The organism is Streptomyces sp. NPDC004609 (assembly GCF_042873655.1).
Lineage (GTDB): Bacteria > Actinomycetota > Actinomycetes > Streptomycetales > Streptomycetaceae > Streptomyces.
Genome location: NZ_JBIALS010000004.1, coordinates 247,251 through 268,839, shown reverse-complemented (window position 1 = coordinate 268,839; position 21,589 = coordinate 247,251). Strand labels below are relative to the sequence as shown.

The 21,589-nt window shown below is 70.3% G+C and carries 19 protein-coding genes and 1 tRNA gene; 12 read left to right on the top strand and 8 right to left on the bottom strand.

Annotation, left to right across the window (positions count from 1 at the left end; all coding sequences use genetic code 11):
- Positions 1–26: 26 nt before the first annotated feature.
- Positions 27–100 (bottom strand) — tRNA-Gly (locus ACFYT4_RS05910).
- Between the two features lie 324 nt (positions 101–424).
- Between ACFYT4_RS05910 and ACFYT4_RS05905 the strand changes: the two genes are divergently transcribed.
- From ACFYT4_RS05905 to ACFYT4_RS05895, 3 genes are all read left to right on the top strand, one after another.
- Entirely contained in the window at positions 425–595 is a 171-nt protein-coding gene (locus ACFYT4_RS05905) for a hypothetical protein (RefSeq protein ID WP_389265654.1), read from the top strand.
- A 98-nt stretch (positions 596–693) separates the two neighbouring features.
- The gene (dcd, locus tag ACFYT4_RS05900) at positions 694–1,269 is read left to right on the top strand and encodes a dCTP deaminase (protein WP_389265652.1); all 576 of its coding nucleotides are present in this window, start codon (positions 694–696) and stop codon (positions 1,267–1,269) included.
- Positions 1,270–1,274: 5 nt separating this feature from the next.
- Positions 1,275–1,772, top strand: a complete 498-nt coding sequence (locus tag ACFYT4_RS05895; protein WP_389265650.1) for a phosphoribosyltransferase — start codon at positions 1,275–1,277, stop codon at positions 1,770–1,772.
- A 57-nt stretch (positions 1,773–1,829) separates the two neighbouring features.
- Here ACFYT4_RS05895 and ACFYT4_RS05890 read toward each other — a convergent pair whose 3' ends face one another.
- The 3 genes from ACFYT4_RS05890 to ACFYT4_RS05880 form a co-directional block, all read right to left on the bottom strand.
- A complete protein-coding gene (locus tag ACFYT4_RS05890; RefSeq protein ID WP_389265648.1) occupies positions 1,830–2,708 on the bottom strand; it encodes a Yip1 family protein in 879 nt (292 codons plus the stop codon).
- Between the two features lie 365 nt (positions 2,709–3,073).
- Entirely contained in the window at positions 3,074–5,359 is a 2,286-nt protein-coding gene (locus ACFYT4_RS05885; protein WP_389265646.1) for a (Fe-S)-binding protein, read from the bottom strand.
- A 183-nt stretch (positions 5,360–5,542) separates the two neighbouring features.
- Positions 5,543–6,232, bottom strand: coding sequence for a sugar transferase (locus tag ACFYT4_RS05880; RefSeq protein ID WP_389265644.1), 690 nt, complete (start codon positions 6,230–6,232; stop codon positions 5,543–5,545).
- A gap of 391 nt (positions 6,233–6,623) precedes the next feature.
- Between ACFYT4_RS05880 and dnaK the strand changes: the two genes are divergently transcribed.
- The 4 genes from dnaK to ACFYT4_RS05860 are packed head-to-tail and all read left to right on the top strand — an operon-like array spanning position 6,624 to position 10,853.
- Positions 6,624–8,486: a molecular chaperone DnaK gene (gene dnaK, locus ACFYT4_RS05875; RefSeq protein ID WP_389265642.1), complete on the top strand. Its 1,863-nt coding sequence runs from the start codon at positions 6,624–6,626 to the stop codon at positions 8,484–8,486.
- On the top strand, positions 8,483–9,169 hold the full coding sequence (grpE, locus tag ACFYT4_RS05870) for a nucleotide exchange factor GrpE (RefSeq protein WP_389265640.1): 687 nt from the start codon (positions 8,483–8,485) through the stop codon (positions 9,167–9,169). Before dnaK ends, grpE begins: the two co-directional genes overlap by 4 nt.
- 51 nt (positions 9,170–9,220) lie before the next feature.
- Positions 9,221–10,402, top strand: coding sequence for a molecular chaperone DnaJ (gene dnaJ, locus ACFYT4_RS05865; protein WP_389265638.1), 1,182 nt, complete (start codon positions 9,221–9,223; stop codon positions 10,400–10,402).
- A 7-nt stretch (positions 10,403–10,409) separates the two neighbouring features.
- Entirely contained in the window at positions 10,410–10,853 is a 444-nt protein-coding gene (locus ACFYT4_RS05860; RefSeq protein ID WP_389265636.1) for a heat shock protein transcriptional repressor HspR, read from the top strand.
- 310 nt (positions 10,854–11,163) lie between these two features.
- Here ACFYT4_RS05860 and ACFYT4_RS05855 read toward each other — a convergent pair whose 3' ends face one another.
- Positions 11,164–12,147: a helix-turn-helix transcriptional regulator gene (locus tag ACFYT4_RS05855; protein WP_389265634.1), complete on the bottom strand. Its 984-nt coding sequence runs from the start codon at positions 12,145–12,147 to the stop codon at positions 11,164–11,166.
- Positions 12,148–12,509: 362 nt separating this feature from the next.
- Here ACFYT4_RS05855 and ACFYT4_RS05850 point away from each other — a divergent pair, with 362 nt between their 5' ends.
- Positions 12,510–12,830 (top strand): (2Fe-2S)-binding protein, encoded by a 321-nt coding sequence (locus tag ACFYT4_RS05850; protein WP_389265632.1) that lies wholly within the window; start codon positions 12,510–12,512, stop codon positions 12,828–12,830.
- 117 nt (positions 12,831–12,947) lie between these two features.
- Here the strand turns inward: ACFYT4_RS05850 and ACFYT4_RS05845 are convergent, their stop codons facing one another.
- Positions 12,948–13,358 (bottom strand): pyridoxamine 5'-phosphate oxidase family protein, encoded by a 411-nt coding sequence (locus tag ACFYT4_RS05845; RefSeq protein WP_389265630.1) that lies wholly within the window; start codon positions 13,356–13,358, stop codon positions 12,948–12,950.
- 156 nt (positions 13,359–13,514) lie between these two features.
- Between ACFYT4_RS05845 and clpB the strand changes: the two genes are divergently transcribed.
- Positions 13,515–16,118 carry an ATP-dependent chaperone ClpB gene (gene clpB / locus ACFYT4_RS05840; protein ID WP_389265628.1) on the top strand — a complete coding sequence of 868 codons (2,604 nt, stop codon included), beginning with the start codon at positions 13,515–13,517 and terminating at the stop codon, positions 16,116–16,118.
- Positions 16,119–16,364: 246 nt separating this feature from the next.
- Positions 16,365–16,913, top strand: coding sequence for a YbjN domain-containing protein (locus ACFYT4_RS05835; protein WP_389265626.1), 549 nt, complete (start codon positions 16,365–16,367; stop codon positions 16,911–16,913).
- Positions 16,914–17,079: 166 nt separating this feature from the next.
- On the opposite strand, the gene ACFYT4_RS05830 is transcribed toward ACFYT4_RS05835, so the two are convergent.
- Positions 17,080–18,354, bottom strand: a complete 1,275-nt coding sequence (locus tag ACFYT4_RS05830; protein ID WP_389265624.1) for a hypothetical protein — start codon at positions 18,352–18,354, stop codon at positions 17,080–17,082.
- A gap of 220 nt (positions 18,355–18,574) precedes the next feature.
- A complete protein-coding gene (locus ACFYT4_RS05825; RefSeq protein ID WP_389265622.1) occupies positions 18,575–19,984 on the bottom strand; it encodes a pyridoxal phosphate-dependent aminotransferase in 1,410 nt (469 codons plus the stop codon).
- Positions 19,985–20,135: 151 nt separating this feature from the next.
- On the opposite strand from ACFYT4_RS05825, the gene ACFYT4_RS05820 reads away from it, so the two are divergent.
- Both ACFYT4_RS05820 and ACFYT4_RS05815 read left to right on the top strand, forming a co-directional pair.
- Positions 20,136–20,522, top strand: a complete 387-nt coding sequence (locus tag ACFYT4_RS05820; protein ID WP_389265620.1) for a hypothetical protein — start codon at positions 20,136–20,138, stop codon at positions 20,520–20,522.
- A 514-nt stretch (positions 20,523–21,036) separates the two neighbouring features.
- Positions 21,037–21,585: a DUF2617 family protein gene (locus ACFYT4_RS05815; RefSeq protein WP_389265619.1), complete on the top strand. Its 549-nt coding sequence runs from the start codon at positions 21,037–21,039 to the stop codon at positions 21,583–21,585.
- Positions 21,586–21,589 lie beyond the last annotated feature (4 nt).

The following is a 21,589-nucleotide window of genomic DNA, read 5'->3' as shown; positions in this document are numbered from 1 at the left end:
CGGTCGCTGACCAGGGCCTTTGTCTATGGAGCGGGTGACGAGAATCGAACTCGCGCTCTGAGCTTGGGAAGCTCATGTTCTACCATTAAACTACACCCGCGTAGCGGGCCGACGATCGACGGCCGCAGCGCCGCTCACTCTACCCCATCGCAGGCCCCCGGAGTGTGACTCCGAGGGGCCTGAGTGTTGTCCGGGTGGGTCGGCCGGGGGTGCGAGAGGGGGCGTGGGAGCGGTTGAGAGGGCTGCGGCCGGGTGGGAGATCCCGTGGAGATCCGGTGCGGGATCCGGCGGGGGGAAGGGAGCGGATGAGGGTGCGGGGGTGGGGAGTTGAGGCGTAGCGTGGCGGGCGGAGTGCCGTTCGACGGTGGGGCGGGTTCATACCTTAATGTGGGCGTTCGTCCGCATTTGTTGGGGAAGGGACCCGATGGATTTGATGGAGCGCACCGTCGTCCGCTGTGCCGAGGGGCACGTTTTCACCACTGCTTCGCTGCCGATGCAGCAGCTCGGGGCCCGGCGGATCGGGCCCGGGAGGCTCATCAGGTGTCCGCGCTGTGCGCGGCTGCGCAATGTCGTTCCGGTGGAGGCCGCCAAGTGACACACGCGGGCAGGGCGCGCGCCGGTCGGTAGCGTGCCGTGGGGGCGCACGGGCCGTCCGAGTGGGGTGGCTCCGTGCGCTCTGCGTATCCTCGGGGGGTGCTTCTCTCAGACAAGGACATCCGGGCCGAGATCGACGCCGGACGGGTGCGCATCGACCCGTACGACGAATCCATGGTGCAGCCCTCGAGTATCGATGTGCGGCTCGACCGCTACTTTCGGGTGTTCGAGAACCACCGCTATCCGCATATCGACCCCGCCGTGGAGCAGGCCGATCTGACGCGTACGGTCGAGCCGGAGGGGGACGAGGCGTTCATCCTGCACCCCGGCGAGTTCGTGCTGGCGTCGACGTACGAGGTCATCTCGCTGCCCGACGATCTGGCGTCCCGGCTGGAGGGGAAGAGCTCGCTCGGGCGGCTCGGGCTGGTCACGCACTCGACCGCCGGGTTCATCGACCCGGGGTTCTCGGGGCATGTCACGCTGGAGCTGTCGAATCTCGCGACCCTGCCGATCAAGCTGTGGCCGGGCATGAAGATCGGCCAGCTGTGCATGTTCAGGCTGAGTTCGCCCGCGCAGTTCCCGTACGGGAGCGAGCGGTACGGGTCGCGCTACCAGGGGCAGCGGGGGCCGACGGCCTCGCGGTCGTTCCAGAACTTCCACCGGACGCAGGTGTGACGGCTGTGGGCGGTGTTCGGGAGAACCTGACGTACGAGCGGTTCGGGACCGCGATCCGGGAGCTGGCGCAGAGCGTCGCGGACGACGGGTACCGGCCGGACATCGTGCTGTCCATCGCGCGCGGCGGGGTCTTCGTGGCCGGCGGGCTGGCGTACGCCCTGGACTGCAAGAACCTTCATCTGGTCAACGTCGAGTTCTACACCGGGGTCGGGCAGACGCTGGAGATGCCCGTCATGCTGGCGCCGGTGCCCAACGTCGTGGACTTCTCGAACAAGAGGGTCCTCATCGCCGATGATGTCGCCGACACCGGCAAGACGCTCAAGCTGGTGCACGACTTCTGCCTCGACCATGTCGCCGAGGTGCGCTCCGCGGTCATCTACGAGAAGTCGCACTCGCTGGTGAAGTGCGAGTACGTGTGGAAGCGCACCGACGACTGGATCAATTTCCCCTGGTCCGTGGAGCCGCCCGTCGTACGCCGTCAGGGACAGGTCCTCGACGCCTGACCTCCGCCCGGCGCGGCTCCGCCGGACGGGACGCCGACCGGGGGAGCCCCGGCCGGGTCAGATCGTGCCGAGCTTGATGATCGACAGCAGCGCGATCAGCTGGATCGCGGACGCACCCAGTGCCTTCGGCCACGGCAGGTCGTGCGACTTGCTCACCATCGTCGTGAACAGGGCGGCCGCGCCCAGCCAGGTCGCCCAGCCGATCAGCTGGACCAGGGAGTTCTCGCCGCCGAGGAAGAGGGCGAAGACGAGGCGCGGGGCGTCCGTGATGGCCATGATCAGCATGGAGAGGCCGACGGTCGGCTGCCAGGCGCCCGTGCCGCCGAACTGGCGGGCCAGGGTGTGGGTGACCGCGCCCAGGATCATGCCGCCGACCACGAACGCCACCGCCGTCGTCAGGACGAACGGGATCGCCGTGGACAGCGTCGCGTTGATCGTCTCCTCACGCGGCTTGTCCAGGCCGAAGATCGCCAGCAGGCCGTAGAGGAAGGTGACGGCCAGCGCCGGGCCCCACACCGGGTAGTCCCGCATCCGGAGGAAGGTCTGGCCCGGGCGCAGGACGATGCCGCTCAGCAGCTGCTTCCAGTGCAGCCGCGGGCCCGCGGGGGCGGCGGGGGCGTTGCCCGCCTGGTAGGTCGCGCCCTGGCCGTAGGGGTCGTTGGTGCTGAACACCTGGGTGTGGCCCGGGTTGTTGGCGTACGGGTCCTGGTAGGGGGCGCCCTGGTGCTGCTGCTGGTAGGGGTCGCCGTAGTACTGCGGCTCTCCGTACGGGTCCTGGGGCTGCTGTCCGCTGGGATGGCCCCCGCCGGGGTGCCCGCCCTGGTGGCCGCCGCCCGCCTGGGGAGGCCACGGCTGCTGCCCGTGAGGCGGCGGTGCCTGCGGTTGCTGCTGCTGCGTGCGGTTGTCCCGGCCGCGTCCGATCCTGAATCCAGCCACGTATGCGAACGTACCCGGTCCCGCTGTGCGGCGGTGCGGCCGGACAGCGCGGGGTGGCCCTTTGCGGCCGACCTGTGACATCCCCTAGGGGGTCCCCGGGGGGTTGTCCCGAGGGTCCGGACTCCCGCGCCGTGCCCGGTGTTCCGGAGCGCGGGTCTCCGTCCGGCGCCGCGCCCGGGGCCGGAGCACGGGCCCGCACCCGGGTCCCAGGCCCGCACCCGGGTCCCAGGCCCGCGCCCGGGACCCGGAACACCGCACCCCGGGAAAAGCGGACGGGCCCGCTCGGGTGGATGAGCGGGCCCGTCCGTCTCCGCAGAAGGGAGGAGGCGGTACGCCGGTACGGGACCGAACGCGTGAACGTCGCCCTACGTCACCGGCTCCGGCTCCGGCGCGTCCTCCGGAGACTGCGACTCGGTCGGGTCGGCCGGGGGTGTCTTCACCGAGTCGAGGAGCAGCTGTGCCACGTCCACGACCTGGAGGCTCTCCTTCGCCCGGCCCTCGTTCTTCTTGCCGTTGATCGAGTCGGTGAGCATGACCAGGCAGAACGGGCACGCCGTGGAGACGATGTCGGGGTTGAGGGACAGGGCCTCGTCGACGCGCTCGTTGTTGATGCGCTTGCCGATCCGCTCCTCCATCCACATGCGCGCGCCGCCGGCGCCGCAGCAGAAGCCGCGTTCCTTGTGGCGGTGCATCTCCTGCTGGCGCAGGCCGGGGACGGCGGACATGATCTCGCGCGGGGGCGTGTAGACCTTGTTGTGGCGGCCGAGGTAGCAGGGGTCGTGGTAGGTGATCAGGCCGTCGACCGGGGTCACCGGGAGCAGGCGGCCCTCGTCGATGAGGTGCTGGAGCAGCTGCGTGTGGTGGATGACCTCGTACTCGCCACCGAGCTGCGGGTACTCGTTCGCGATGGTGTTGAAGCAGTGCGGGCAGGTCGAGACGATCTTCTTCGCCGACTTCGGCTTCTTCGTCGACTCGTCCACCTCGCCCTCGTCGTCGAAGGACTCGCCGAACGCCATGTTCAGCATCATGACGTTCTCCTGGCCGAGCTGCTGGAACAGCGGCTCGTTGCCGAGACGGCGGGGTGAGTCACCCGTGCACTTCTCCTCGCCGCCCATGATCGCGAACTTCACGCCCGCGATGTGGAGGAGCTCGGCGAAGGCCTTCGTCGTCTTCTTGGCGCGGTCCTCCAGGGCGCCCGCGCAGCCGACCCAGTACAGATAGTCGACCTCGGTGAGGTCCTCGATGTCCTGGCCGACGACCGGGACCTCGAAATCGACCTCCTTGGTCCACTCCAGGCGCTGCTTCTTCGCCAGGCCCCAGGGGTTGCCCTTCTTCTCCAGGTTCTTGAGCATCGTGCCCGCCTCGGACGGGAACGCGGACTCGATCATCACCTGGTAGCGGCGCATGTCGACGATGTGGTCGATGTGCTCGATGTCGACCGGGCACTGCTCGACACAGGCGCCGCAGGTGGTGCAGGACCACAGCACGTCCGGGTCGATGACGCCGTTCTCCTCCAGCGTGCCGATCAGCGGGCGCTCGGCCTCGGCCAGCGCGGCGGCGGGGACGCCGGCGAGCTGCTCGGCGGACGCCTTCTCCTCGCCCTCCATGGTCTTGCCGCCGCCGGCCAGGAGGTAGGGGGCCTTGGCGTGCGCGTGGTCGCGCAGGGACATGATCAGGAGCTTGGGGGAGAGGGGCTTTCCGGTGTTCCAGGCGGGGCACTGCGACTGGCAGCGGCCGCACTCGGTGCAGGTGGAGAAGTCGAGGATGCCCTTCCAGGAGAAGTGCTCGACCTGGGAGACGCCGTAGACGTCGTCCTCGCCCGGGTCCTCGAAGTCGATCTCCTTGCCGCCGGTCGTCATCGGTCGCAGCGCTCCGAGCGCCACCTCGCCGTCCGCGTTCCGCTTGAACCAGATGTTCGGGAAGCCGAGGAAGCGGTGCCAGGCGACACCCATGTTGGTGTTGAGCGAGACCGTGATCACCCAGATCAGGGAGACGCCGATCTTGACCATCGCGGTGAAGTAGATCAGCGTCTGGAGCGTGGGGACGCTCAGCCCGTCGAAGAGCAGGACCAGCGGGTACGAGACGAAGTACGAGGCCTCGTAGCCGTCGATGTGGTGGATCGCGCCCTCCAGCCCGCGCAGGGCGAGGATCGCGAGACCGATGGTGAGGATGACGTACTCGACGAAGTACGCCTGCCATGCCTTGGAGCCCGCGAAGCGGGACTTGCGGCCGGCCCGGGAGGGGAGGCTGAGCAGCCGGATCGCCATCAGGACGAGGATGCCCGCCACGGTCATCAGGCCGATGAACTCGATGTACATCTCGAACGGCACCCAGCCGCCGATGACCGGCAGCACCCAGTCGGCCTTGAAGAGCTGGCCGTACGCCTGGAGCAGGGTCGGCGGCAGCGTGAGGAAGCCGATCGCGACGAACCAGTGGGCGAAGCCCACGATGCCCCACCGGTTCATCCGGGTGTGGCCGAGGAACTCCTTGACCAGGGTGATCGTGCGCTGCTTGGGGGCATCGGTGCGGCTGCCCGCAGGCACGGGCTGGCCGAGCCTCACGAACCGGTAGATCTGCGCGACGGCTCGGGCGATGAGCGCAACGCCGACCACCGTCAGGACCAGCGACACGATGATCGCGGCGAGTTGCATTTCGGGCTCCTCGGGCCTGCGAGGGGGTGAGCGACAGGAGGGACAAATCCAGCACAGCCAGGACGATCAAGCATCGTGTGCTGCGTCACTATTGCTCTACTAAGCGGTAACTTAATCAGTCCGTGCTGAGACTACCCACTTCTGTCTCCGCACTGTAGTTACCCGGCCGGTGATCTGTGTCGCTCAGGCTTGCCTCAGCCGGGGAGCGCGCCGCGGGCCCCGGCCGCGGGCGGTCGCGGGCAGGGTCCGGGCCAGGATCGCCAGGTCCATTCCCAGCCAGTGCTCGCGCACGTAGTGGGCGTCCAGGACGGCCATCTCCTCCCACGGCAGCCCGGTGCGCCCGCCGATCTGCCACAGGCCGGTGACTCCCGGGCGTACGGCCGTCCGGACCCGGTCCGCGCCCGTGAGTGCGGCGGTCCGCTCCGGTGTCAGCGGCCGGGGGCCCACCAGGGACATCTCGCCGCGTACGACATTGAGCAGCTGGGGCAGATGGTCCAGGTAGTGGCGGTGCAGCAGGCGGCCGACCCGGGTGGCGGGAGCCGTCCGGAACGTCAGCATCGGGAACGGGCGGCCGTCCAGACCCGCCCGCTCCCGGCGGACGAGGACGGGGCCCCGCGAGGTCGCGGCGACCGTGGCGGCGAGGGCGAGCAGCGGTACGGCGAGCAGGAGCAGAAGGGTGACGGAGGCCAGGAGATCGACGGCTCGCTTGGCGGACAGGGGGACGCGTGCGCGGTCCGTGGCGCGAGTGCGGTCCCGGGTGCGGTCCGGTGGGCAGCCCCGGTCCGGCAGGCGGCCACGGCCCGTCGCCGTCGCGCGCGGGTGGTCCGGCGCGCGACCCGGGTCCGCCGCGGCTCCCTCGTTCACGCGCCCCATCGCTCGCCGCCCGTCCCTCGTGCACCTGCACCTGCGCGGCCCGTACGCGCCGTGGGTGCCGTTCCGGTTTTACTGCCTCTGTAGTGTTCTGAGGCATTTGGAAGTACTTGCGGTGCCTGACTCTCGCAGATGTGTGCCGGTGGGGCTCGTGCGCCACGCGCGCGTGGTGCACGAGGAGCGTCCGCGCGGTGCTTGCAGGACCCCGGGCGCGGGCTGGGCGCAGGCGGGTCGGACCGGCCCGGACCAGGCCGGAATGCCGAGGTCCGGATCGAGGGTGCGGATAAGTGCTGGATAAAAGTTGAGTGTGGTCGACTCAGGTCCTTTGACTCCGAGCGGGTGGTCGTGCATCCTTGAGCCAGATCCACTCAAGTAGTCAGCTGGAGGAATTGACATGGCACGTGCGGTCGGCATCGACCTGGGCACGACTAACTCCGTCGTCAGCGTTCTGGAGGGCGGCGAGCCCACCGTCATCACCAACGCCGAGGGTGCCAGGACCACGCCGTCCGTCGTCGCCTTCGCGAAGAACGGTGAGGTGCTGGTCGGCGAGGTGGCCAAGCGCCAGGCGGTCACCAACGTCGACAGGACCATCCGGTCGGTCAAGCGCCACATGGGCACCGACTGGAAGATCGAGCTCGACGGGAAGAACTTCAACCCGCAGCAGATGAGCGCGTTCATCCTGCAGAAGCTGAAGCGGGACGCGGAGTCCTACCTCGGCGAGAAGGTCACCGACGCGGTGATCACCGTCCCGGCGTACTTCAACGACTCCGAGCGCCAGGCCACCAAGGAGGCCGGTGAGATCGCGGGTCTGAACGTCCTGCGCATCGTCAACGAGCCGACCGCCGCCGCCCTGGCGTACGGCCTGGACAAGGACGACCAGACCATCCTCGTCTTCGACCTCGGTGGCGGCACCTTCGACGTGTCCCTCCTGGAGATCGGTGACGGTGTCGTCGAGGTCAAGGCCACCAACGGTGACAACCACCTCGGTGGTGACGACTGGGACCAGCGTGTCGTCGACTACCTGGTGAAGCAGTTCGCCAACGGCCACGGAGTGGACCTCGGCAAGGACAAGATGGCTCTCCAGCGTCTGCGCGAGGCCGCGGAGAAGGCGAAGATCGAGCTGTCGTCCTCCACCGAGACGACGATCAACCTCCCGTACATCACGGCGTCCGCCGAGGGCCCGCTGCACCTGGACGAGAAGCTCACGCGCGCCCAGTTCCAGCAGCTGACGGCCGATCTGCTGGAGCGCTGCAAGACCCCGTTCCACAACGTCATCAAGGACGCGAACATCGCGCTCTCCGAGATCGACCACGTCGTTCTCGTCGGCGGCTCGACCCGTATGCCCGCCGTCGCCGAGCTCGTCAAGGAGCTGACCGGCGGCAAGGAGGCCAACAAGGGTGTGAACCCGGACGAGGTCGTCGCCATCGGCGCCTCGCTCCAGGCCGGTGTCCTCAAGGGCGAGGTCAAGGACGTCCTGCTCCTCGACGTGACCCCGCTGTCCCTCGGTATCGAGACCAAGGGCGGCATCATGACCAAGCTCATCGAGCGGAACACCACGATTCCGACGAAGCGCTCCGAGATCTTCACGACGGCCGAGGACAACCAGCCGTCCGTGCAGATCCAGGTCTACCAGGGCGAGCGCGAGATCGCGGCGTACAACAAGAAGCTCGGGATGTTCGAGCTGACCGGTCTGCCGCCGGCGCCGCGCGGTGTCCCGCAGATCGAGGTCTCCTTCGACATCGACGCCAACGGCATCATGCACGTGACCGCGAAGGACCTCGGCACGGGCAAGGAGCAGAAGATGACCGTCACCGGCGGCTCCTCGCTGCCGAAGGACGAGGTCGACCGCATGCGCCAGGAGGCCGAGCAGTACGCGGACGAGGACCACCGCCGCCGCGAGGCCGCCGAGACCCGCAACCAGGGCGAGCAGCTCGTCTACCAGACCGAGAAGTTCCTCAAGGACAACGAGGACAAGGTCCCGGGCGAGGTGAAGACCGAGGTGGAGGCCGCGGTCGGCGAGCTGAAGGAGAAGCTCAAGGGCGAGGACATCGCCGACATCCGCACCGCCACCGAGAAGGTCGCGGCCGTCTCCCAGAAGCTCGGCCAGGCGATGTACGCCGACGCCCAGGCGCAGCAGCCCGCGGGCGACGCCCAGGGTGACGCGGGCGCCGGCGCCGGCCAGGCGAAGGCCGAGGACGATGTCGTGGACGCCGAGATCGTCGACGACGAGAAGGACGCCAAGGGTGGTGCGGCGTGACGGAGGAGACTCCGGGCTTTGACGAGAAGTCCGACGTTCCTTCCGGCGCCACACCTGACGACGCCGCCGAGACCGCCGCGTCCTCCGGCAAGGAGGACAAGGCGGCCCCGGCAGGGGACGCAGCCAAGATCACCGGTCTGACGGCCGAGCTGGACCAGGTCCGTACGGCGCTCGGTGAGCGCACCGGCGACCTCCAGCGACTTCAGGCCGAGTACCAGAACTACCGCCGCCGTGTGGAGCGCGACAGGATCACGGTCAAGGAGATCGCCACGGCGACCCTGCTGACCGAGCTGCTGCCCGTGCTCGACGACATCGGCCGCGCCCGTGACCACGGGGAGCTGGTGGGCGGTTTCAAGTCGGTCGCCGAATCGCTGGAGACGGCGGTGGCGAAGATGGGCCTCCAGCAGTTCGGCAAGGAGGGCGAGCCCTTCGACCCGACGATCCACGAAGCGCTGATGCACAGCTACGCGCCGGATGTCACCGAGACCACGTGCGTCGCGGTGCTCCAGCCGGGGTATCGCATCGGCGAGCGCACCATCCGTCCCGCGCGGGTGGCGGTGGCCGAGCCCCAGCCGGGCGCGGCCCCCGCCTCCGGCAAGGAGTCCAAGGACGGCAAAGACGCCAAGGACACCCAGGGGACGGCGGCTGACGGCGAGGAGAGCGGTGGCCCGGACGAGGGCTGACGCGGCTGAGGCAGTGAGCGTCCGGAGGACAGTCCGGAAGGAGGGACGTCGATGAGCACGAAGGACTTCGTCGAGAAGGACTACTACAAGGTCCTCGGCGTCCCCAAGGACGCCACCGAGGCGGAGATCAAGAAGGCGTACCGGAAGCTCGCCCGCGAGTTCCATCCGGACGCCAACAAGGGTGACGCCAAGGCCGAGGAGCGGTTCAAGGAGGTCTCCGAGGCCAATGACATCCTCGGTGACCCCAAGCGGCGCAAGGAGTACGACGAGGCCCGCGCCCTCTTCGGCAACGGCGGCTTCCGGCCGGGTCCCGGCGCGGCCGGCGGTTCCTTCAACTTCGACCTGGGCGACCTCTTCGGGGGCGCCCCGGCCGGGGGCCAGCAGGGAGCCGGCGGCTTCGGCGGCGGCCTGGGCGATGTCTTCGGCGGCCTGTTCAACCGCGGTACGGCGACGGGCACCCGGGTCCAGCCGCGCCGCGGCCAGGACATCGAGTCGGAGGTCACGCTCAGCTTCACCGAGGCGGTCGACGGGGCCACGGTCCCGCTGAGGATGTCCAGCTCGGCGCCGTGCAAGGCGTGTTCCGGCACCGGCGACAAGAACGGCACGCCCCGGGTGTGCCCGACCTGTGTCGGCACCGGACAGGTCTCGCGCGGCGGCAGCGGCTCCTTCTCGCTGACCGACCCGTGCGTCGACTGCAAGGGCCGGGGGCTGATCGCGCAGGACCCCTGCGATGTCTGCAAGGGCAGCGGGCGTGCCCGCTCCTCGCGCACCATGCAGGTCAGGGTCCCCGCGGGCGTCTCCGACGGCCAGCGGATCCGGCTGCGCGGCAAGGGCGCCCCCGGTGAGCGCGGCGGTCCCGCCGGCGATCTGTACGTGGTCGTCCATGTCGGCACGCACCCCGTGTTCGGCCGCCGGGGCGACAATCTCACGGTCACCGTGCCCGTCTCGTACACCGAGGCGGTGCTCGGCGGCGAGGTGAAGGTGCCCACGCTCGGCGGCCCCCCGGTGACGCTGAAGCTGCCCGCCGGCACCCCCAACGGACGGACGATGCGCGCCCGCGGCAAGGGGGCCGTCCGCAAGGACGGGACCCGGGGTGACCTGCTGGTCACCGTCGAGGTCGCGGTTCCCGAGGATCTGAGCGACAAGGCGAAGGAAGCGCTGGAGGCGTACCGCGAAGCCACCGCGGACGAGGACCCGAGGGCCGAGCTGTTCCAGGCCGCGAAGGGAGCATGAGAACCCCATGGACGGAAGGCGCCGCAACCCCTATCAGCTGACCGATGAGTCGCCGGTGTACGTCATCTCGGTGGCCGCCCAGCTCTCGGGGCTGCATCCGCAGACCCTGCGGCAGTACGACAGGCTGGGCCTGGTCTCCCCGGACCGCACCGCGGGCCGGGGTCGGCGCTACTCGGCCCGCGACATCGAACTGCTGCGCACCGTCCAGCAGTTGTCGCAGGACGAGGGCATCAACCTCGCCGGGATCAAGCGCATCATCGAGCTGGAGAACCAGGTCGCCGCGCTGCAGTCCCGGGTCGCCGAGCTGTCGGCCGCGGTCGAGGCCGCGGCGGCGGCGATGCGGCAGCGCGAGGCCCAGGTGCACGCCTCGTACCGGCGCGATCTGGTGCCGTACCAGGACGTGCAGCAGGCGAGCGCGCTGGTGGTGTGGCGCCCCAAGCGGAGCGAGTAGCGCTTCGAAGGGCCCCTTCCGCCGGGTGCCGTACGGGCGATGGGGCCCTCAACGGCCCTTCCCCGCCGAGCGGATGGAGCGGGCCGGGCCTCAAAGGCCCTTGGTGGGGCCTGTGTTGCCCCTGTGAGGCTGTCGTACGCCTGTGCGGCCCGTGGGAGTACCCGCCGCCCCCGTGCCGCCAGACGAGCTTCTGCGGCCCCGGACCTGCGGCGCGGAGCCGGGCGCGGGGGCGCCTCCCGCTGTTCGACCGGAAACCGCCCGCCCCGCAAGGGCCCCCGTCCCGGGTGGGGGCTCCTGAGGGGCCGCGGCTTCAGGAATCGGGCTCCAGAATGCCCGACTGGGCGATGAGATAACCCAGTTGGGTCCGGCTGCCGCTGCCGAGCGACGACCCGAGCTTGGCGATATGGGCCCGGCAGGTCCGGACGTTCATCCCGAGCCGGCGGGCGATCGCCTCGTCCACGTGCCCCTCCACCAGCAGCTTGGCGATGGAGCGCTGCACACCCGTGACGCCGTCCAGGTCGGGTCCGTACGAGATCGGCTGCTCCCACGGCAGTCCGTGCAGCCAGAACTGCTCGAAGACGCCGACGAGATACTCGACGATCCCCTTGTGCCGCAGCTCCAGCGCGAAGAGCCGGTCGGTGCTCGCCGGGATGAAGGCCACCTGCCGGTCGACGATGATCAGCCTGTCGATGATCTCCTCCAGGGTGCGCACCTCCACTCCGGAGGGCGCCACCTTCTCCATGTAGGAGAGCGTGGCGGGGTGGTGCCGGGCGGTGTGCTGATAGAGCGTGCGCATGCGCACACCCCGTTCGATCAGGGGTTCCACTCGCCGCAGCGCCTTCTCCAGGGAGTGCGGCTGGCGCCCGCTGCCGGGCTGGACGGTGAGAAGCTCCTGCGTGCACCCGGCGGTGACCTGATCGAGTGTCGCGTTGATGCGGTTGAGGCCCTCAAGGACGGTTATCCCCTGCGGGACGGTGGAATTCTGAGCGGTGAAGGCCATGAATGGCTCAAGAGCGTCGGCGAGGGCGACCGCCCGCCGTCTGCGCTCCTGGATCTCCCGCTCGATGGGGTGAATCAACTGTGACAGAGCGGTCGTCGGCGGGACGGGTCGCAACCACTGACCGTCGTAGGGATCCGGGTCGAGCAGGGCGAGGTCGAAGAGACACGGTGTGGATTCCGCTTCTGACCGGGCGATACGCCCGGTGCGCAGAGCGGTGATGTAAAGACTTTTTCCCGCCTCGCACAGCTTGCCGTCTGCGTGAGGGTGTCCGTGTTCGCCCTCAATAGACGTCATATGTACCCCCTCATGTTCCTGCAATACAGGAACATGATGCCTGCGGTCGCTGGTGCAAGCGTTCGGAGTGAGACATCGTCTTATTCGCGGGGGAGGACGAATGATCAAATGAGGTGGAGATCACCCATGTCTAGGACGGTACGTGCTCTATGTGCCCTTGCCATGGCGGCGGCCGCGTTCGGCGCGGTGGCTGCCGGCGGTGAGCTCTCCGGGGAAGGCGACTCCGTCCCGACGGTGGCGGTGACCCAGGGTGAGCCCTCGTGGGAGTCCGCTCCCGCGGTCACCTCCCGGGAAGGCGGCGCGCCGGCTCGAGTGCTGTCCGGTGAGCCCTCCTGGGAGCTCTCTCCCGAAGGTTCGGAAGCATGACCGTTCCACCGGACGACCGGGTCTTCCGGCGTGAGATGGCCACGGCCTACCGCTCGGGGTGGCACTTCATCGACCTCGTCACGGCGATTCCCCACCGTGGCGACTCGTTGATGGTGACCCTGTTCGGAGAGCCCATCGTCGTGGCCCGCGAGGAGGACGAGGACGTCCGCGCATACCGGTGCCTGCGACGGCCGCGCGGTGCACCGCAGCCCGTCGGCTGTGCCATCCGGTACGGCATGATTTTTGTCAACCTGGACCAGCGCGACCATCAGATGGCCGAGCCCGACACCACCACCGCCACCCCCCGCAGTGCCTGAGCGATTCCCCCGTCGTACCAAGTCGCTCCGGCACTTCCCCCACACAGCGGCGCCATCGCGGACCTGAAACGCGATGGCGCCGCTGTGCTGCGCCCGCAGGCCGTGGCCGGCGGGCCCTCAGGCCCGGCCGAGCGCCCGGCTCACCGTGATCTCGATGACCACCCGGTCCGGGTTGGGCCCCGGCGTCCGCCCGTAGCGCTCCGCGTAGCGGCGTACCGCGTCCTCGACCACGTCCGGCTCGGTCCGCACCCGCGCGGAGCCCTCCAGCGTCGCCCAGCGTCCGCGGTCCACCTGGCACACCGCCACCCGCGCGCCGCCCTCCCGCGCCGACCCCAGGATGTTGGCCACCTTCCGGCTGCCCTTGTTGGTGATGATCCGCGCGATGCCCTCCCCGGGGTCGAGGGTCACACCCACCGGAACGACATGCGGGCTGCCGTCCTGCCGCAGTGTGGTGAGGGTGCACAGATGGTATTCGCGCCAGAACGCGAGGTAGTCGGGGCCGAGGCTGTGTACGTCTGCTGGGGCCATGGCCCCAGAGTAGGGACGGAGGCGGTGGCGCGGATACAGTTGAGTGGAATAGACTCAACTTTGTGCAGGTTGACTGAGTCAGCATTTGGGACGTTCGAGGGCAGTCATGTTCGAGAGCAGTCAACCCGTGTCGAGAGCCAGGAGGAGAGACCGCACGTGGACGCCGAGCTGACCAACAAGAGCCGGGACGCCATCAACGCCGCCACCAGCCGGGCGGTGTCCGCGGGGCATCCCGATCTGACTCCCCCGCATCTGCTGATGGCGCTGCTGACGGGGCAGGACAACGCGAACATCGTCGACCTCCTGGCCGCCGTCGAGGCCGACCAGGCCGTCGTACGGGCCGGGGCGGAGCGGGTTCTGGCCGCGCAGCCCAGCGTCACCGGCTCCACCGTCGCGCCGCCGCAGCCGAACCGCGAGTTCCTCGCCGTCATCGCGGACGCCGCACGGTACGCCAAGGAGCTGGGAGACGACTACCTCTCCACCGAGCATCTGTTGATCGGCCTCGCCGACAAGGGCGGACAGGCCGCGGAGGTGCTGGGCGAACAGGGCGCGACGGCGAAGAAGCTGCTCGAAGCCTTCGAGACGATCAGGGGAGGACGCCGGGTGACCACACCCGACCCCGAGGGACAGTACAAGGCGCTGGAGAAGTTCGGCACGGACTTCACCGCCGCGGCCCGCGAGGGCAAGCTCGACCCGGTCATCGGCCGTGACCAGGAGATCCGCCGGGTGGTTCAGGTGCTCTCCCGGCGCACCAAGAACAACCCCGTCCTCATCGGCGAGCCCGGCGTCGGCAAGACCGCCGTCGTGGAGGGCCTCGCCCAGCGGATCGTGAAGGGCGACGTCCCCGAGTCGCTGAAGAACAAGCGGCTCGTCGCCCTCGACCTGGGCGCGATGGTCGCGGGCGCGAAGTACCGGGGTGAGTTCGAGGAGCGGCTGAAGACCGTCCTCTCCGAGATCAAGGCGAGCGACGGCCAGATCATCACCTTCATCGACGAGCTGCACACGGTCGTCGGCGCGGGCGCCGGCGGCGACTCCGCCATGGACGCGGGCAACATGCTCAAGCCGATGCTGGCCCGCGGCGAGCTGCGGATGGTCGGCGCGACCACGCTCGACGAGTACCGCGAGCGGATCGAGAAGGACCCGGCGCTGGAGCGGCGCTTCCAGCAGGTGCTGGTCGCCGAGCCGACCGTCGAGGACACCATCGCCATCCTGCGCGGGCTCAAGGGCCGCTACGAGGCCCACCACAAGGTGCAGATCGCCGACTCGGCGCTGGTGGCGGCGGCCACCCTCTCCGACCGCTACATCACCTCGCGGTTCCTGCCCGACAAGGCCATCGACCTCGTGGACGAGGCCGCCTCCCGGCTCCGGATGGAGATCGACTCCTCCCCGGTCGAGATCGACGAGCTGCAGCGCGCCGTCGACCGGCTGCGCATGGAGGAGCTGGCGCTCAAGAACGAGTCCGACCCCGCGTCCAGGCAGCGCCTGGAGAAGCTGCGCCGCGACCTCGCCGACCGGGAGGAGGAGCTGCGCGGTCTCACCGCCCGCTGGGAGAAGGAGAAGGAGGGCCTCAACCGCGTCGGTGAGCTGAAGGAGAAGCTGGACGAGCTGCGCGGTCAGGCCGAACGCGCCCAGCGCGACGGCGACTTCGACTCCGCCTCCAAGCTGCTGTACGGGGAGATCCCGGCACTGGAGCGGGAGCTGGCCGAGGCGTCGGAGGCCGAGGCGGAGGCCCGTACCGACACCATGGTCAAGGAGGAGGTCGGCCCCGACGACATCGCGGACGTGGTCGGCTCCTGGACCGGGATCCCCGCCGGGCGGCTGCTGGAGGGCGAGACCCAGAAACTGCTGCGGATGGAGGAGGAGCTGGGCCGCCGGCTCATCGGCCAGACCGAGGCGGTCCGGGCGGTGTCCGACGCGGTGCGGCGCTCACGCGCCGGGATCGCGGACCCCGACCGGCCCACCGGCTCCTTCCTCTTCCTCGGCCCGACCGGTGTCGGCAAGACCGAGCTGGCGAAGGCCCTCGCGGACTTCCTCTTCGACGACGAGCGGGCGATGGTCCGGATCGACATGTCGGAGTACAGCGAGAAGCACAGCGTCGCCCGGCTGGTCGGCGCCCCTCCCGGCTACATCGGGTACGAGGAGGGCGGCCAGCTCACCGAGGCCGTGCGCCGCCGTCCGTACAGCGTGGTCCTGCTCGACGAGGTGGAGAAGGCGCACCCGGAGGTCTTCGACATCCTGCTCCAGGTCCTCGACGACGGCCGGCTCACCGACGGCCAGGGCCGGACGGTCGACTTCCGCAACACGATCCTGATCCTCACCTCCAATCTGGGCAGCCAGTTCCTGGTGGAGCCGCTGACCGGCGCGGAGGAGAAGAAGCAGCAGGTCCTGGAGGTCGTACGGGCCTCTTTCAAGCCGGAGTTCCTGAACCGGCTCGACGATCTGGTGGTGTTCTCCGCGCTCACCAAGGGCGAGCTGGAGCACATCGCGAAGCTCCAGATCGACCGGCTCGCGCGGCGGCTGGCCGACCGCCGGCTGGCGCTGGACGTCACGCCCGCGGCGCTGGAGTGGCTCGCGGACGAGGGCAACGACCCCGCGTACGGCGCACGGCCGCTGCGGCGGCTGATCCAGACGGCGATTGGCGACCGGCTCGCCAAGGAGATCCTCGCCGGTGAGGTCACGGACGGTGACACCGTGCGGGTGGACCGTTTCGAGGACGGCCTGATCGTGGGCCCGGTGCCGGTCTCCGGGAAGACCCTCTGAACGGCCCCTCCGAGGGCGGTTGGCCGGGGCAGGGCCCGGGGCGGGCGGCGGTGTCGCGGCCGGCCCCGGACCCGCCGGGTACGCGCGGTGGCCCCGCCTGCGGACGCGCGGATCCCGGGGCCGCCGGCGGTGACCCCGGGATTTACCCATCCCTGGTGGCAAACAGGACGGCTCATGGGGTGGGGGTTGCCACTCCCGCCCCGGGATGGGGGAGGATGGCGGCAACCGTACGAAGGGAAATCCACGGTGACCATCGATCCGTCCTCGATTCCGAATTTCGGGGGCCAGCCCCAGCCTCAGGCCGAAGGACCGGCGGGCCCCGTCGTTCCCGATCAGGACCTCGTCAAGCAGCTCCTGGAGCAGATGGAGCTGAAGTACGTCATTGACGACGAGGGCGACCTCGCCGCCCCGTGGGAGGAATTCCGCACGTACTTCATGTTCCGCGGTGAGGCGGAGCAGCAGGTCTTCTCCGTCCGGACCTTCTACGACCGGCCGCTGCCCGTCGACGACCGCAACCAGATCCTGGAGGCGATCGACGACTGGAACCGCCGCACCCTGTGGCCCAAGGTGTACACGCACCTCCACGAGGACGAGGAGGGCGGCGCCACCATCCGCCTCATCGGCGAGGCGCAGATGCTGATCGGTACGGGCGTCAGCCTGGACCACTTCGTCCAGTCGACCGTCGGCTGGGTCAGCGCGTCGATCGAGTTCGACAAGTGGTTCGCCGAGCACCTCGGCATCAAGCCGGCGCAGGACGGGGACGAGGGCGGCGACACGCCCTCCGCCGACGCCTGAGCCGCACTGGATGGAACGCTCGCTCCAGACGGCGCACGCCGTCCCGGAGGTCCGTGTCCTCCGGGCGGGTCCCCGTACTCCGGGCGTGCCCGCGCCCTTCGGCCGAATCCGTGTGCGCGGGCGGGTCCGCGCGGACGGGCGGGTCCGCGTACCGCCGCGCGATGGACTACAGCGCGACCGGGGACAGCGTCAGCAGATACGTCCCATAGGCGAACGAGAGCCCGGCCAGCGCGACGGTCACCGCGACCGCCGCCGGTGGCCGGGCTCTCGTCAGCGCCAGCGCGACCGGCAGCAGCAGCGGGAACGCGGGCAGCAGAAAGCGCGGCTTCGACTCGAAGAAGCCCGAGCCCCCGATCGTGATCAGTACCAGGACACCGGTGTAGACGACCAGCGCCGCCGGTGGCCGCTCCAGCACCAGTACGGCGAACAGCGCCACCGACACCACCACGATCAGCAGCGCCATCACCAGCGGGAGCACCGTCGGCCGCAGCACGATGTCCCGCACCACCCGCAGTGCCCCGGTCCCGAAGTCGAACGTCGACGTCCAGCCGCGCTGGACCGCGAAGTACCCGCCCAGCGGATCGCCCTTGCGGAAGCCGACGTAGAGCACGTACGCGCACCAGCCCAGCGGCGCCAGCGCGGCGCCGAGCCAGATCCGCCAGGTCGCGGGCTCCCCTCCGCCGCCCGCCCGGCCGAGGACGTTCCGCAGCCCGAGCAGCCGCTCCCGCCGCCGGTGGCGCCGGAGCAGCTCCCAGCAGGCGACTCCCGTCACGGCCGCCGCCACCGCGATCCCGTTCGGGCGCGCCAGGCCCGCCAGCGCGGAGAGCGCCCCGGCCCACACCCAGTGCCGGGTCAGCACCGCGTACAGCGACCAGGCGGCGAACGCGGTGAGCAGCGGTTCCGTATACGCCATGGTCAGCACGATCGAGTGGGGCAGCAGCCCCCACAGCAGCACCAGTACCGTCGCGGCGCGCCGCCCGTAGAGCCGTTCCCCGATCGCGTAGATCCCGAGGGCCGCCGCGCCCGCCGCGGTCCAGGAGATCAGCAGCCCGACCGTCCCGCTGGTCACCGGCAGCACCGCCGACACGGTCCGCACCAGGCCGGGGTAGAGCGGGAAGAACGCCAGATCGCTCTGGACCGCGCCGTCGGGCCAGGTCAGGGTGCGGCCGTAGCCGTGTTCGGCGATCAGCATGTACCAGTCGGAGTCCCAGGCCCTGCCGAGGATCGCGCGCGGTCTGCGGCCGATGTGCCAGGCCCAGCCGGACATCACCAGCAGCCCGGTCAGGCGCGCCACCGCGAACAGCCCGAGCGCGGGGGCGGCCCGCAGGAGTCCGGCGCGCAGGCGGGGGAGGTGCGGTGTACCCGCCACCGCTGCTTCGTCGAAGGTCTCGGCGGACAGGGGGCACCTCCGGGCGCGCGGTTGTGTCGTCCGACACAACATGAGCGGCCCGGGCGGCTCACGCGAGCGCAAGACAGCCGACAGGGCCGGTTGCCTCCGGAATCCCACCCGGACGTGTGAAGGCGTCCGTGTCCTGCCGCCCGTCCGGGCGCCGACGGGTTACGGGCCCCCGCCCGGACCCCCGGACCCGCCCGGGACCACCCGGACGCCGCCCGGCTCAGGCCCCCGGCCGGCCCCCGTGCCCGCCGGGGAGGCGCGGGGCTCACCGCGCGGGCGCCCCCAGGCCCTTGAGACGGGCCACCGCCTCCTGGAGCACGCTCTCCCGCTTGCAGAACGCGAACCGTACGAAGGGCGCGCCCTCGTCCCGGTGGTCGTAGAAGACCGCGTTCGGGATGGCGACGACTCCGCAGCGCTCGGGCAGCGCGCGGCAGAAGGCGAAGCCGTCGCTCTCGCCGAGGGGGCGGATGTCGGTGGTGACGAAGTAGGTGCCGGACGGGCGGTAGACCGCGAAACCGGCGTCCGCGAGGCCCGTGCTCAGCAGATCGCGCTTGGCCCGCAGATCGTCGCGCAGACCGTCGAAGTACGCGGACGGCAGCCGCAGCGCCTCGGCCACCGCGTACTGGAACGGTCCCGCGGACACATAGGTCAGGAACTGCTTCGCGGAGCGGACGGCCGTCACCAGTTCGGGTGCGGCGGTGACCCAGCCGACCTTCCATCCGGTGAACGAGAACGTCTTTCCCGCGCTCCCGATGGTGACCGTGCGCTCCCGCATCCCGGGGAAGGCGGCGATGGGGGTGTGCTCCCCGTCGAAGACCAGATGCTCGTAGACCTCGTCCGTGACGACGAGCAGATCGCGTTCGACGGCGAGCGCGGCGACGGCGGCCAGCTCCTCCCGGGTGAGGACCGTGCCGGTGGGGTTGTGCGGGGTGTTCAGCAGGATCAGCCGGGTGCGGTCGGTGACGGCGTCCCGCAGCTCGTCCAGGTCGAGGTGGTAGGCGCCGTCACGGGGGCGCAGGGTGACCGGTACGCGCCGCCCGCCCGCCATCGCGACACAGGCGGCGTACGAGTCGTAGTACGGCTCCAGCGCGATGACCTCGTCGCCCGGCTCGACGAGGGCGAGCAGGGCCGCCGCGATGGCCTCGGTGGCGCCCGCGGTGACGAGGACACCGGTGTCCGGGTCGTGGACCAGGCCGTAGCGGGTCCGCTGGTGGTCGGCGATCGCGGTACGCAGCTCGGGGACGCCCGGCCCCGGCGGGTACTGGTTGCCCCGGCCGTCGCGCAGCGCCCGGACCGCGGCCTCGCGGATCTCCTCAGGGCCGTCGGTGTCGGGGAAGCCCTGCCCGAGGTTGATGGAGCCGGTCCGCATGGCCAGCGCCGACATCTCCGCGAAGATCGTCGTGCCGAACTCCGCGAGCCGGCGGTTGAGCAGGGGCCGTGCCGAGGCGGGACCGGCGGTCCGGGTGGGCCGGTCGGGTCGTCCCGCGGGTCCGGTGGGTCCGGCGGTGTGTGCGGTGTGCCGGCCGGGTCCGGCGGTGGGGCCCGTGGGTCCGGTGGGTCCGGTGGGTCCGCCGGAGGGTGACGGCGGGGGTTCGGGAACTGCGGTGGGGCCGCTGTGGCCTGCGGGTTCGCCGGGGCTCTCGGGGTCGGCAGCGCGTTCGTCCATGGTCGCCATGGCGTCATCCTGCGCGGAAGCTCTGGACTAGCTCAAGTCGGCTTTGGCGCCGGAGGCGGGAGGGCATCCCCCTCACACGCGAGAAGGGGTTCCCGTCCGCAAGGGCGCGAGGGGGGACTCGTTCGGGGGATCGACAAGGACGGTGAGAGCTATGGGGGCTTTCCTGGGAATGCTGATCGGCCTGGTTCTGCTACTGGGAGCCTTGGGGGCCGGACTCGTCTGGGCGAACAGGACCCGCCGGTACGCGGGCGGGTCCGACGACGCGGCCGCCCGGCTGGCGGCGGCTCGTATCGCCGCTCGCAGGAGGCGCCGCAAGGGCGTGAAGTCCTCCGACGGCGTGGACGGCGGAGTCGTGACCGGTGTCGACGGCTGGTGGCCCTGGAGCGACGGCGGCTCCTCGGGCGGTGACGGCGGCTCGTCGGGCGGTGACGGCGGAGGCGGCTCGTCCGGTGGCGGGAGCTCGTCGGGCGGACACAGCTGCGGAGGCGGCGGCGGTTGTGGAGGCGGCGGCGGTGGCTGCGGAGGCGGCGGCAGCTAGGTGTTCTGTCCGGATCGGAACAAGAGGCTCTGGAGCCCCCGAACCCGGGGGAGGCCCGGACCATCGGGGGAGTTACGGAGAGCCACCATCGGGGGGCGCCGGTGCGGCCGGACGGCACTCGTCCGGCCGCACCGCGAACGATGGACCTTTATGTCACCGATGAGTCGGTACGGCGGAAACAGTCGATACCGCAGCGGCGGAGGCGGCTGACACGGGGCAGCCGGTCCGCCACCGGGAAGGCACCTGGCGGGAGGGAACTCCCGTCAGGTGCCTCTTTCTGTGAACAGATGAACCGCAGGGTCCCCCAGGGGATGGAAACCCCTCCAGCTTGGGTAAAAACGCTGTGGGCCCCGCGTACTTCGTGATTCCCTCGCTGACGGAACCTGTTGGAACCATCCAGCCCTCGGGCCAGCTTGGACCCGAGCCGGCGGTCCCCCTCATCAGTTGTCACTGCCGCTCAGGGGCGCCCCAGGTCCACGTATCCACCGCCGAAGCGTGTTTGCGGAGCCGATCCATGCTCACGACCCTCCATACCGCCTACACAGACACCCGTGCCGACGACCTCGCCTGGGCGCTCGGCCGGGAGCCCCTGCCCGCCCTGGCCGTGCTCGACCTCGAACTCTCCGGGGCGCAACTCCAGCTCAGACTGCTCGGCGCATCCCACCAAGTGCTGCTGGAGGACGCGCTCGGCAGCTGCTCCGAGACCGTCGCCTGCATGCCCGGGAGCAGCACGCCCCTGCCCCTGGGGGTCGCCAAGCAGCTCGGCGCCTGGGAGTACGAGTTCGCGGCCCGCGTCGAGACGCTCTCGGAGGGTTCGTTCGCCGGGCGGGCGCAGGAGCTGCTGGCCCTGGTCACCGACCATCCGAACTCCCTGGCCGGAACGTTTCCCGGCTCCCCGCACGCCTTCACCGCGATGATGGCTCAGCGACTGGACCGGCAGGTGCTGTGGCGCACCTGGCACGCCTACCCGCAGGAAGGCCGGCTCGTCGTCACCCGGACCCGGGTCGGAGCCCTCTCCCAGAGCGCCGGGCCGGCGCGCCGTTCCGAGCCCGCGCTGCTGTAATCCG

Excerpts from the sequence above, each read along its gene's own strand:
- ACFYT4_RS05905 (WP_389265654.1), top strand. The coding sequence starts at position 425 with ATGGATTTGATGGAGCGCACCGTCGTCCGCTGTGCCGAGGGGCACGTT.
- ACFYT4_RS05885 (WP_389265646.1), bottom strand. The coding sequence starts at position 5,359 with ATGCAACTCGCCGCGATCATCGTGTCGCTGGTCCTGACGGTGGTCGGC.
- ACFYT4_RS05880 (WP_389265644.1), bottom strand. The coding sequence starts at position 6,232 with ATGGGGCGCGTGAACGAGGGAGCCGCGGCGGACCCGGGTCGCGCGCCG.
- dnaK (WP_389265642.1), top strand. The coding sequence starts at position 6,624 with ATGGCACGTGCGGTCGGCATCGACCTGGGCACGACTAACTCCGTCGTC.
- dnaJ (WP_389265638.1), top strand. The coding sequence starts at position 9,221 with ATGAGCACGAAGGACTTCGTCGAGAAGGACTACTACAAGGTCCTCGGC.
- ACFYT4_RS05860 (WP_389265636.1), top strand. The coding sequence starts at position 10,410 with ATGGACGGAAGGCGCCGCAACCCCTATCAGCTGACCGATGAGTCGCCG.
- ACFYT4_RS05855 (WP_389265634.1), bottom strand. The coding sequence starts at position 12,147 with ATGACGTCTATTGAGGGCGAACACGGACACCCTCACGCAGACGGCAAG.
- ACFYT4_RS05850 (WP_389265632.1), top strand. The coding sequence starts at position 12,510 with ATGACCGTTCCACCGGACGACCGGGTCTTCCGGCGTGAGATGGCCACG.
- ACFYT4_RS05845 (WP_389265630.1), bottom strand. The coding sequence starts at position 13,358 with ATGGCCCCAGCAGACGTACACAGCCTCGGCCCCGACTACCTCGCGTTC.
- ACFYT4_RS05830 (WP_389265624.1), bottom strand. The coding sequence starts at position 18,354 with ATGTTGTGTCGGACGACACAACCGCGCGCCCGGAGGTGCCCCCTGTCC.
- ACFYT4_RS05825 (WP_389265622.1), bottom strand. The coding sequence starts at position 19,984 with ATGGCGACCATGGACGAACGCGCTGCCGACCCCGAGAGCCCCGGCGAA.
- ACFYT4_RS05820 (WP_389265620.1), top strand. The coding sequence starts at position 20,136 with ATGGGGGCTTTCCTGGGAATGCTGATCGGCCTGGTTCTGCTACTGGGA.
- ACFYT4_RS05815 (WP_389265619.1), top strand. The coding sequence starts at position 21,037 with ATGCTCACGACCCTCCATACCGCCTACACAGACACCCGTGCCGACGAC.